The sequence below is a fragment of the bacterium genome (assembly GCA_030018315.1).
In the GTDB taxonomy this organism is placed as follows: Bacteria; Hydrothermota; UBA3073; order JACQXS01; family JAGMCI01; genus JASEGA01.
Genome location: JASEGA010000008.1, coordinates 14,557 through 27,193 on the forward strand (window position 1 = coordinate 14,557; position 12,637 = coordinate 27,193).

The window sequence follows — 12,637 nt, forward strand, 5'->3', positions numbered from 1 at the left end:
CACTGGTTAACACAAAGGTAGGGGCGAGGTTACCTCGCCCCTACTCCTTGTTATCTAAGTATTGTTAGTTTCTTAATTGAACTGAATCCGTCCGTCTGTAACTTGTAGAAGTAGACACCACCACTAAGCTTTGTCCCAAAATTATCTGTGCCATCCCAGTATAAGGTGTAGTAGCCGGGCTCCATCTCTTTATCAACAAGTGTCCTAACTAACTGTCCACCTAAGTTATAGATAGTAACAGTAGTATGTAAACGAGTAGGAATTGCAAGCTTAATCTCTGTCCCACTTACAAATGGGTTTGGTGTATTCTGTGACAGAGCAAATACAGTTGGGATAGTAGATATTCCAGTTTCGTTGGCAAGAATTCTTACTGAGGAAGCTCCCTTAACAGACACTTTTGCTTGCTCTCTCATATCAACACTCTCATTGCCAACAAGTAGAGTCAATGTCAGGTTCTCCGGTATAGCTGATGGATTCCAGCTAATAGTATACTCTGGGACATTCACTGCTAATTTCCACTCGTTATTACCGGGCTTTCTAATATCAGTTACACAGCCCGGAATCTCACTATGGAAGTATGCATTAAGAACAGGCTTCGTTCCTATTTCAGCAAAGTGAGCTCCTGGTGGTGAAGGTGGGACTATCTTATCAATATAGGTATCAAAGCCAGTTGTTGCAGTACGGGCAGCTCCAAATCTAAGTATCTTCTCTACGCCTGCACTCTCAAGTCTAAGGTCTACACCCCACAGTATTTCGGGTTTCTCTGCTGCACCAATAACTGGTAGAACTTTTCCAGTCTTCCTAACAGTGATTGTGCAGCTACACCTTGCAGCTATCCAGTATCCAAGTGGAGGTACGAGAGCATCCTTAAGCTCATATGTCCTTGTTACTGGGTTATACCAGTATAGAGTATTAGGTACAAGTCCAGTATCAGGGTTAACTACTACCTGAGATAATGGCACAATATCACTTGTAGTTCCAATCATATTCCAGCCTTTACGTAAGACTTTGGTGTAGAGAGTGCATGGAGTTACTGTGATTGTATCTACCCTATCTGCAGCTTGTGCTACCCAGTAGCCGACACCAATCTCAGCATCGGTTGGAGTAGTATAAGCTCCGGCAACATATGTGTATACTTCAGTGTTACCCTTGAATATAGAGTCTAACTCCATTGATGGCTGAGCAGTTCCGGGTACTGAGTGCATATTCCAGCCCGTCTTCACTGATGCATAGAATGGCTTTGTCCCGGGCTGTGTCTTAGCACTGTCTACATTAGAGAACCCTGTCACTCCATAGATGTTATATGCCCTCACTTTATACCAATACCAGTGCTCAGGAAGTAGTCCTCTATTAGCATAGAACTGGACATTGGCGCCGACACTATCTATCTTTACATAGCTACCAGTAGCTGAATCCTTACGCCATATCTGGAACCCTTCTTCATTTGCAGAGTTATCAACCCATGTCAAATTAATCTGGCTTGAAGAGACCTCTGCAGCATCAAGTGATGTAGGTGCACCTGTAGCAGGGGTACCCGCCTTAGCATAGACTGTCGCCGCAGCCACAAAGCATGGTGGTGTAGCATAATCGCGTAAGTTGCCACCACCCGGTGAGCCTAGATATTGGACACAGGTGCTATCGGTAGCAAGCTTGCAGCCCCACAGCACCCTACGGGTAGTAGAGTCTATACCAGTCATACTCCTTGGGGCTACAGCTTCTGTCCTCCATGTACCGGGAGTATTGCTTCCTTGTATTGGCTCAGTAAAGGTCACCACTACAATACTTTCTGGCGGTGTCAAGTCAGTACGCACTGCTGTTGAGCAAACAAATCTTGGTGGAATCTTATCTACTGCAGTTGCTGAATATGTACCCAAATAGTTCTTAGAAGAGTCAGCATAACCAGTAGTAGCGACATACTCTACTAATGGAGTATAACCGGTCCCAAATCTTGGTACATACAGTATCTTTGTTGTATCACCAATTGCACCTACAACTGAATCCGGCTGACTACCTGCTACTCTCCAATATGCATTCGCAGCTACACCAGTAGCACCAAAGCCAAACCCTTCTGAGAATGCTACCCTTATCTTGTTATCCATTGTATCTGTTACGCTGCTACGATAAGTCTCTATACTCCTAAAGATTGGACTTACTGTCTCAAGTAGTGGTCTAAGAGTTGACTCGTCTGCATTACCACTTGGCTTGTGTCTATCTACAACACTGTTGGTTGGGTTAACACTGTCTCCACCAGTTACCATGTTGCTGACTACAGTAAAGGTAGCTTTAGCAACTGTTACTGTACAACTTCTGAAGTCAGGACGACTCCAAACAAAACCGCCTACTGTATCACAACCGAAAATATGAGAGTTTGTAACACCAAGTCTGGTACTTGCATTTGAAGAGTCAATACAAGTCGAATCTAATGGCTCACTGAAGTTGAATATAAACTTGTCACCCTGTGTCAGCCTGGTATCAGTAGGTCCATCACTGTTAACAAAAGTAATACTGCGAAGCTTCGGTCCTAGATTATCACGTATTAAGCAATTAGTAAAAGTCAGAGTTGAATCCTTCTCACCACCCAAATCTTTGACATCATCTGATGGATTAACTGTATCGGGGCTCTGTAAATTGAACCCACTACCAAGCAATAGCGTGAATGTATCACCAGCCGCATTCCACCAACAAGTCGGTGAATAGCCGTAACTGCCACCTGTACGGTTAATCTTTAACCTGGTATCCACATTTGTGGATGTTATAGTTGACTTATCCATATGCTCACTGAATACGAACCGAATAGTATCACCTACTTCAAACCCTGTATAGAAAGTATCAGCTCTTGTCCAGGCTACACTTATAAGAGTCGGATTAATAGTGTCAGGATACCAGTTAGCAAGTGAATCAAGCTCTGCCAAGTTATAATTAGATGCCATATCTTGGAATGCAGCAGAATCTGCTCTTACAAATAACTTGGTCGCACCTGCAGCACGCCAAGTTGAGATTGTATCCCTGTGTGCGCCAGTTAGCCTAAATACAACACTGTCTGTATTAGAAGGACTCTGATGTTCGGCCTGAGCTAATGTAATAGACGCCTTGGTGCGTGTATCTGACAAATGCACCTTACTCGCTACTACATTAGTCCAAGGAACAGAGTGGATTACTTCATTGAACTTAAGGACTAATAGCGAGTCACTATGACGATACCAACCTGTAGATAGCATATACGGCTTAATAGTATCAGGTCCAAGTGTTGTCGTAATACCGGATATTGCAGCATTGGGGTTATTAGCTAAGTCTCTAACTGCACCTGCATTAAGCCTGAGCAGTGGTATAGTACCAAAGCCAGCAATCCTATCATACTGTTCAGTTGTTAGCGTATCTACAACTACTGTAGAATCCTTTGTAGTATCTATCTTAGAGCCTGTCAACTGCACTGAATCTGTATGATCGTAATCAGTGACCCACCACTTACTCACATCTGTAGAGTCTACTGCTATCCATTCATTAAATGTCACTTTTAACACACGGTCTGCAGTAATACTTGGCTTCACTACTGAAGTGTCAACAGTCGGTCCTGTAGCATCAGCAGTATAGGTTATTGTTGCATTTAGAGAATCAACTTCTGTAAAGTAGCCATTTACATCTCTTGCTACATTAGTCAGAATATCAAGCCGTAACATAGTATCAGTAGGAGATGGGTCTGCTAATGCAATTGTCTGTACTCCTTTATCTTGTGCTGGAGTTAGGTAGAAGTATGCAGTGTCTACATCGGTCTGTATTATAGTGTCAATAGCATCTGTAAAGTATGTATAATCAGTTTGACCCTTTGTGTGGACGCGTAGTTTAGACACATCAAGGTTATAGTTTGGAGTATGGTCTATATACTCGTCAAACCTAATTGTAAACTTCTTCGTCCCTGCATTATAAGCAGCAGAGACAAATTTTGGCCCAGTAATATCATCAACGAATACAAGAGAAGAGTCAAGAGATGCAAGAGCTTTCCCTGTAATATCACATAAAGAGTCAGCTGCAGCATATGTAATTATTACATGCCTTGTCCCTGTCAGCTTGTTCACAACAGAGTCGTGCTTTGCAGGTGTTAGCTTGATTTCCATAGTATCACGATTGTATGTGTCACGATGCGTGTAAGAAGTATCAAGCAGTGTACTACCTGCAAGATTTACTGTATCAACTGCAAGTGTCTTTGCAAGAGTACCCCATATCTTAATCCTACTATGCCTGAGGACTGAGTCAACTGATGAGTACTTCACATACTCATTAAATATAAGGCTCAACCTCTTTGTATTACCATCATATTTCTGAGCTATAAGCTTTGGGACACTATCATCAGCTATATGGTCAAGGTTATAGCGCCTACCTTCTACAGGTAAGCCAGCTAAGTTATTAATTCCACCCAATAACCACAGAGAATCATTATCCGTAACTGCCCAGCCATCTATCTCACTTGCCTGCCTATTAGTTAGCCTTATCACTAGTGTATCTGAATCTGCAGGTGTGATTGTAGCACCTGTTAAGAAGACAGTATCTGGAGTTGTGTAATTACGTAGACGGACAAGACTAAGATTTACATTAGAAGCGGGGTCAGCATCTACTGGCTCATCAAACCCTATTTTTAGTTTCTTATTCCCACCATAATATGTAACTGCTCCCACTGCAGGCGGTGTCCCGTCCTCTATATATGTAATTGAGAGATTAGAAGCAGCAGTTACTAAGTTATTAGCGTAGTCTTTAAATGCACCTTTTAGTATATCAAGCTTTGGTGCACCTGCTGCCAAGTACATATTCTGTATATGTGCCTTCTGTCGATTTGTAAGATTAAGAGTACGGACTGGGTCATTCCCAGTCGGTGCTGTTACACCACCTAATCTGACACTGTCAGAGGTTACACCAGCCCTGTGAATTATTAAACTATCAGTTATAAAGTCAGTCGTCCTAACCACCTCATTGCAATACAATGTAAGGACATTTGTCTCTGCGTTGTATTTGATAGAGTCCACAACTGGTGCAGTCTGGTCAGCTATGTTTAAGATAGAAAATACACCTGCAGCTAAATTGTTACCACTTATATCCTTAATTGTTGTATCGGTCCCAGTGCTATATTTAAATCCAAGTGAGTCCTTATCAGTTGGACTTGATAATGCCTGGATTAGTGTATCCTCGTATGCGCTCAATTTAATAGTTACTTCATCAAGTGAGTCTGTAGGAGTAATATTCAAAGTATCAGCGATTGATAGTTTCTGTCGTATAGTACCAGAGATTATCTGTAGACTATCGCCCCCTGCTTGAAGCAGTGGCTTAATCGATGAACCCCTAACATACTCATCAAATGTGATAGCTAATATCTTAGTCCCAGCATTATATTTAACAAGAGAAATAGTTGGGGCTACAGAATCAGAGAGGAATGTGATATCAACACTATCTGTATCTGCTATTGCATTACCCGGTGCTGGCCAGGCAGTGTCACGAACTGCACAAGAATCAATATTTAACGAATCTGTTGCTCCACTCGCAAAAGTATGAATTGCAGCATCTACAGCCTTGGTTACCTTCATCGTCACTGTTGAGTTATCACCTGAAGTGACAGTTGCACCTGTAAGCTTTACAGAACCAAGTCTGGTCCAGTATGTAAACTTAGACGGGTCTACATAAGTTGAATCTACGCCTTCGTCAAAGACTGCTGTTAGTATTTTTGTGCCCGCACGATAGCTTGACCCACTCACTACATATCTTGGCTTCTGTACATCAATAGTCTGTGTCATAGTATTTGTGATGTCGGCTGATGGACCATCTTCTGGATTTGATACAAATATACCCACTTCCATGAGGTCAAAAGAGCCAGTTGTACCACCTGCACTTGTATCCTGTAATTGTGGTATTTGCATTATGATAGTCCTACCATTTTGTGGAACTGCCTTTAAATCAACTGTGACATAAACTCGAACTGAATCAGAACCACCCGGTATCCTCGGTGCACTGATACCAGTCAAGTACCAGTTTAGACCACCAAGTGTATCATAATAACTTGCAGTCCCGACTAAGTTGTCAGTTGCACTATTAAAGCCTGTATCAGCACCACTCTCATACCAGAACTTAACTACTTGTATATCACCTGTATCCCGAGCAGTAGCAGTCCCAGTATTCCTAAATGTTATCGCATTAACAGTGCATGGGTCTGCTGTCTTCAAGAAGAAATCCATAACCAATAGATTTGTAGCCCCACCCTTTACTGTCCGCGCCTTTGCAATACTATTTGTGTTACTCATCGCCCTACTCTTCTCAACATATGCCCTGCCAGTGAGCCCTAAAACAAGACCTATTAAGGCTACACCTATACCAAACTTCCTACTCATTTTACCCCCTTCTTAGGGGAAACATCCCCTACTTTATCCCGATTTATCGGGATTATTCTTAAACCGTTTATACTTCCTACCCAACCCACTATTTTTGCTACATACATACCTCCTATATTCATATATAATACTTCTCTCTTTTTTATCTCCACCATCTTCATTACCAAATTCTTAATCTCAATATAAGTTTGCTAACTTTATGATATCTTAAAAAGTTTGTCAAGAAAAAAATAAAAAAAAATGTGTTTTTGTTCAACTCTTATCAATACTTACAATATCCAAATTCTATAAATCCGTGTCATTACAGTGCTTAACACTATAATCAATTTTTTATTTTTGTCAAGAGAAAAAAATTACTTTTTAAAAAATAACTCTAAATTAGCCTCAATCTCACTGCTCTCTCATCAATTACTACCTTATCATTTTCCATATCCAACTTTATTCGCCATTTCTGCATAGTACCAGCCCCTATGATTAAGCTCTCAGAAAGGTTGTCTACAACAATGATATCATCGGATACAGTAAATCCATTTAATGTAATATCTAAACTTATACGCTCCTTAGCCTCTAATTTCCTACCCTTTTCAGCTAATTCAAATACCTTTGGATGCGGAAGCAATAGAACAGTAGCCACCTTTTTTGCTATAGACTTGGAAATGAAAGAATAAGTCGTACCTGTGTCAAATAAGGCGTCTACCTCCTCACCCCCCTTGTCACCATCAATCCTAACAAGCTTAATTAAGATACTCATTTTTTACCCTCAAAAATACTTTTGTAATTGTATTGTGATAATTTATCTTATTATATATTTTATCTAAATCCTATTTTATATCACGAATATAATTTAACTCCTTCTCATTCCGTATAATTAGAAAAACTTACCTATTATAATTATTATTATTTGACCGTCATTAGTAATAAGGACCAACTTCCTTTTTAAACGCCTCACATAACTTAGCACCCCAATTATCTAATGGAGCCATTTTCCCTATGAAGAATCTTAATACCGGGGGCTCATACACCCATTTCATTCCTTTTACCAAATTTCTGTGTTCATACAACCATTTTATTCTATCAATCACATATTCAATATGACCTATACTATACACCATACGAGGTAATGCAATCCTTGTTAATTCAAGTTCTGTATATGCTTCAGTGCCATCTTTATTCCTTTCCATAGACATAGTACCCCTTTCCATTGCCCTCACTCCTGAAACAATATAAAGAGCAGGAGTTAAAGCAGCCGCTAAATATTCTTCTTTAGGAATATGAGGAAGAAATCTTTTTGCATCCAAATGACAAGCCAATCCGCCTGGTGGTGTAACAACTGGGATTTTTTCTTCTACAACTCTGTCTACAAAATATTTTATTTGCTCAATTGCACAGCCAGCAATAGCAGGGTTGGTCATTTGTCTTATTCCGACCGCCATTGCCCCTACTTCATGTTGGGACATACCTCCATAAGTGAAAAAACCTTCATAGACAGGTAATAAATCGCGCATTTTTTCAAATAACTCTTTATTATTTGTAGCAATAAGACCGCCCCTGACACAAGTGTTTTTTCTACCGCTCATATAAAATATATCACTATAACTGCACATCTCTTTTACTATTTCGGCAACAGTCTTGTTTTCATACCCCTTTTCTCTTTTCCATATAAGATAAGCATTCTCACAAATTAAACTGCCATCCAGTACGGTAAGTAAGCCGTTCTCCTTAGAAATCTTTATAATCTCTTTTAAATTTGACATAGAAAATGGCTGACCACCCATCAAGTTCGCTGTCGCCTCCATCCGCACATATGAAATTTTATCTCTACCGTATTTTTTAATTGTATCCAATAATTTTTGTGGGTCCATATTGCCCTTAAATGGATAGGTGCTTGCTGTATTCATTGCTTCATCAATAAAAATTTCAAGACAGGTAGCTCCACCTGTGAATTCAATATGCACTTTTGTAGTAGTAAAATGATAATTTGTAGGAACAACATCACCAGGTTTAATAAATACTTTCGCCAATAAATGCTCTGCTGCCCTACCTTGGTGTACTGGCAATACATAATTATAGCCTAAAACTTCTTTTACACTATCAGCAAGTTCATAAAATGTCATACTGCCAGCATAAGCATCATCTGTTGTTATCCAGCGTGCCCATTGTTCCAATGTCATTGCATTTACTCCACTATCGGTAAGCATATCTAAAAATAAATCTTTTGTTTTTAATTGAAATGTGTTATAACCTGCTTCCTCAATTGCTTTTAATCTTTGGGTAGCAGGTGGCAATTTTAACAATTCAATTGCCCTCCCACGATACATTTCAACAGGTACCTCTTTACCAGCAGATGTTTTTACCAACATTTTACCTCCTCTCTTAACAAATTGGAATTCAGTCTATCTCAATGATCTATTAATGTCAAGAAAAAAACTCTTTTATACATCAAATATTTTACCCGGGTTTAGTATATTATTTGGGTCAAATACTTTCTTTATTTGCTTCATAATTTCAATTTGCTCCCTATCAACTGCCATTGATAAGTATGGCTTCTTTGTTAGCCCTATTCCATGCTCACCTGAAATCATACCACCTAAAGATATAACAACCTTAAATAACTCATGTATCAATTTGGGTATCCTCTGCTCCCACTCTCTATCAGCATCGAGATTATTCGCTTCGCTCAGAATGACAGGGGTGTCTCTTAGTATATTTACATGCACATTACCATCACCTACATGACCAAAGCTGACAATCCTAAACTTGTATTTGTTCTCCAATATTTTCATATTTTTAAGCAATATAGGTATTTTGTTTCTCGGGACCACTACATCTTCACTTATAACCTTACCTTCTGATTTTAACGCATCTGATATACATCTCCTGCCTTCCCATAACTTATCTTGTCTTCCTTTGTCTTCAGCTACTAATACATCTATTGCACCATTCTTAAGTGCAATCTCTCCTATCTCTTCGTAATCTTTTTCAACTTCTTCTTTTCGGTTACCATCTATCTCTATAAGTAATTGAGCAGAGGCTTCACTAAACGGTAGGGGCGAGGTTACCTCGCCCCTACACAAAAACTGTTCAGCCGCCTTAATTGCTTCTTTTTCCATAAATTCAATAGCTGTAGGTACAATTTTATGCCTGATTATCTCAGTTGCTGTATTTGTAGCGTATTCTATGTCATTGTATGGGATAAGTAAATCTACCTTCACTTTTGGCATTGGCAATAATCTAAGCGTAGCCTCAGTCACAAGTGCAAGTGTCCCCTCTGACCCAATCAGTATACCTATTAAATCGTACCCTGTGACATTTTTAACTAATTTACCACCCAATTTTATAATTTCACCTTGTGGTAGCACTGCTTCTAATCCAACCACATAATTTTTAGTTGTTCCATATTTAACTGCACGCGCCCCTCCCGCACATTCTGCTATATTACCACCAATTGTACACGAATCAAGTGATGCAGGGTCAGGTGGATACAACAGCCCAGATTTTTCAACTTCTTTGCTAAGTTCTCCAGTTATTACTCCGGGCTCAACAACTGCCATCAAATTCTCAGTATCTATCTCCTTTATCTTATTCATCCTTTCAAATGATATAACTATTCCATTACTGGAAGGGACTGCCCCACCTGATAGCCCTGTCCCACCACCTCTTGGGATAACGGGTATTTTTTCAAAGTTTGCCAGTCTCATTATTTCACTTATCTCTTCTCTATTAGCTGGTTTTACTACCACCTTAGGCATAACTTTAATTCTTGGTGTCTCATCATGTGAATATGGCTCAATGCTTTCTTCAGATACAAGAATGTTATCTTTACCTACAATCTTTTCTAATTCTTCTATTATTTCCATTAATAAAAAACTATTTCCAGGAATTCACTTATAATAGTTTAGCTTTTCTAAAACCTTTTGGAGTGCAAAATCGATGATTTTGCATCAAATTAGAAATCATCTTTCACTTTTATAATTTGCAACAACACCGTTGTTGCACTCCATATTCTCTCTCTACTTTAATTATAGAAATACTTACTTAATTAGGTTTACAATTAGAAATTCAGACTACCCCTATTGGCAGGCAGTAAAGCTACTCCACCTATTTTTGAGCTCTTTATCTTTTAGTGTCTCCATCAAGTAGTTAGCAAATTCTCTACCAGTAGCACCATCATTTCGGCCTGTAACAACGAGCTTCTTCTCGTACTGGCCACAAATGTCAAGTGCCATCTCTAACTTTTCAGCCTTATTTATGTATCCAATATGTCTAATTAACATAGCACCAGCTCGTATTATACTACTTGGGTCTGCATAATCTGCCCTACCTTCCTGAACCATTCTGGGTGCAGTCCCATGGATTGCCTCAAACATTGCATACCTTTTACCTATATTAGCACTGCCAGCAGTACCGACGCCACCCTGGAACTCGGCTGCCTCATCTGTAAGTATATCACCATAAAGATTAGGTAACACAACAACACGAAACTGTGTCCTACGCTTAGGGTCAATTAGCTTGGCGGTCATTATATCAATAAACCAGTCATCTACTTCAATACCAGGATATTCCTTAGCAATTTTATAAAATGTGTCCAAAAATAAGCCATCACAAGTCTTAACTACATTTGCCTTTGTTACACAAGTAACACGATTTATATTGTTCTTTTGAGCGTAATCAAATGCTAAACGAATAATTCGCTCAGCACCAGGTACTGTAATAACTTTAAAATCAAATGCCGCATCACCTACCATAACACCAAAAGGGCCTAAAGCATAAACATCTTCAGTGTTTTCCCTAAAAAATATCCAATCTATCCCTTCCTTGGGCACTCGCACAGGTCTCACATTAGCAAATAAATCTAACTCTTTCCTCATCGCTACATTAGCACTCTCAATATTAGGCCACGGGTCTCCTTTTTTTGGTGTTGTAGTAGGTCCTTTCAGAATCACATGACACTGTTTAAGTTCTTCCAAGACATCATCCGGGATAGGCTTCATTTTGGCTACACGATTCTCAATAGTAAGTCCCTCAATAACTTTAAACTCTACCTTATTTACTTTTACTTCATCCTCTAATAAAAACTCAAGTATCCGCTGTGCCTCCTTTGTAATGTATGGGCCGATGCCATCACCACCCACAACACCAATCCTTATTGGGTGAAGAGTACCATAGTCAAGCCAGTCAACAGCCTCTTTCATTCGCTCTACACGTGTTAATTGTGCTTCAATTATTTTACCAAAGTGCTCCTTTGCCACTTGAATAGCTTTTGTACCCATTGTTCACCTCCTAATCTAACTTAAAGTCACCATGCTTTGTGATATGGGCAACGAGACCACCATCATTTAAAATATTAATCATCGCTTTAGGGAGAGCAGGTGCTTTGAGTTCAATCCCCTTTGTTTTATCCTTAATCATACCTGTAGATAGGTCTACTTCAAGTTCATCACCTTCATCAATATTTCCAGTATCACATTCAAGAACTGGTAGTCCTACATTTATTGCATTTCTATAAAATATCCTTGCAAACGACTTTGCAAGCACAGCACTAACCCCGCACAGCTTAATTATAGTAGGCGCATGCTCCCTTGATGAACCGAGTCCAAAATTTACACCCCCAACAACAAAGTCCCCTTTTTGCATCTTCTTAGTAAACTCTGGGTCTGCATCTTCAAGTGTATGCTTAGCAAGTTCTATAAGGTCTGAACGTAAGTGAAAATACCTGCCAGGACATATAAGGTCTGTTGATATATTATCACCAAACTTCCAAACCCTACCTTTAAGAACCATAATCCCCTATTTCTTTTTCGTCATTGGGGTTTCGTCATTTATCATTTTTTCTTTTCTACTTCCTCTATTTTCTTTTTAAGCCATGACTCAACTGCATCGCCATGATATAGGGTTTTTAGTTCATCATCAAGCTTAGATGGCTTTACAATCATTATCCAGCCATTCCCATAAGGGTCTTTGTTGATAAGAGTACAATCATCCTCAAACGCAGAGTTTACTTTAACAATCTCACCCGATATTGGACTAACAAGCTTACCTACCCATTTTGCAGATTGAATTTTGCCACAAGTCTCACCCTGAGTTACATTATCACCCTCAAATGGTAAGTCAACATATGTGGTATCACCAGCTAACTTCTGATAGAAATCCGTCATCCCTACTTTTACATTTCTGTCTGGCTCTACTTTTACCCAAGCATCTCCTTCGTGATAATAAAGCTCATCCGGCATATTGTATCCCTCTATTACCGCCATAATTCCTCCTATTTA

At 39.5% G+C, this 12,637-nt stretch carries 8 protein-coding genes; all 8 read right to left on the reverse strand.

What is annotated here, in order from left to right:
• Positions 1 to 50 precede the first annotated feature (50 nt).
• Positions 51 to 6,368, reverse strand: a complete 6,318-nt coding sequence (locus QMD71_03955; GenBank protein ID MDI6840000.1) for a FlgD immunoglobulin-like domain containing protein — start codon at positions 6,366 to 6,368, stop codon at positions 51 to 53.
• Positions 6,365 to 6,529, reverse strand: coding sequence for a hypothetical protein (locus QMD71_03960; GenBank protein ID MDI6840001.1), 165 nt, complete (start codon positions 6,527 to 6,529; stop codon positions 6,365 to 6,367). The genes QMD71_03955 and QMD71_03960 overlap by 4 nt, the downstream gene beginning before the upstream one ends.
• A gap of 212 nt (positions 6,530 to 6,741) precedes the next feature.
• Entirely contained in the window at positions 6,742 to 7,119 is a 378-nt protein-coding gene (locus tag QMD71_03965; GenBank protein ID MDI6840002.1) for a retropepsin-like aspartic protease, read from the reverse strand.
• 160 nt (positions 7,120 to 7,279) lie between these two features.
• Positions 7,280 to 8,728: a tryptophanase gene (locus QMD71_03970; protein MDI6840003.1), complete on the reverse strand. Its 1,449-nt coding sequence runs from the start codon at positions 8,726 to 8,728 to the stop codon at positions 7,280 to 7,282.
• Between the two features lie 72 nt (positions 8,729 to 8,800).
• Positions 8,801 to 10,225 (reverse strand): FAD-linked oxidase C-terminal domain-containing protein, encoded by a 1,425-nt coding sequence (locus QMD71_03975; protein MDI6840004.1) that lies wholly within the window; start codon positions 10,223 to 10,225, stop codon positions 8,801 to 8,803.
• A gap of 213 nt (positions 10,226 to 10,438) precedes the next feature.
• Entirely contained in the window at positions 10,439 to 11,638 is a 1,200-nt protein-coding gene (locus QMD71_03980) for an isocitrate/isopropylmalate family dehydrogenase (GenBank protein MDI6840005.1), read from the reverse strand.
• Between the two features lie 10 nt (positions 11,639 to 11,648).
• Complete coding sequence (locus tag QMD71_03985) at positions 11,649 to 12,149, reverse strand: 3-isopropylmalate dehydratase small subunit (GenBank protein ID MDI6840006.1); 501 nt, start codon at positions 12,147 to 12,149, stop codon at positions 11,649 to 11,651.
• A gap of 41 nt (positions 12,150 to 12,190) precedes the next feature.
• Positions 12,191 to 12,622 (reverse strand): glycine cleavage system protein H, encoded by a 432-nt coding sequence (locus QMD71_03990; protein ID MDI6840007.1) that lies wholly within the window; start codon positions 12,620 to 12,622, stop codon positions 12,191 to 12,193.
• Positions 12,623 to 12,637 lie beyond the last annotated feature (15 nt).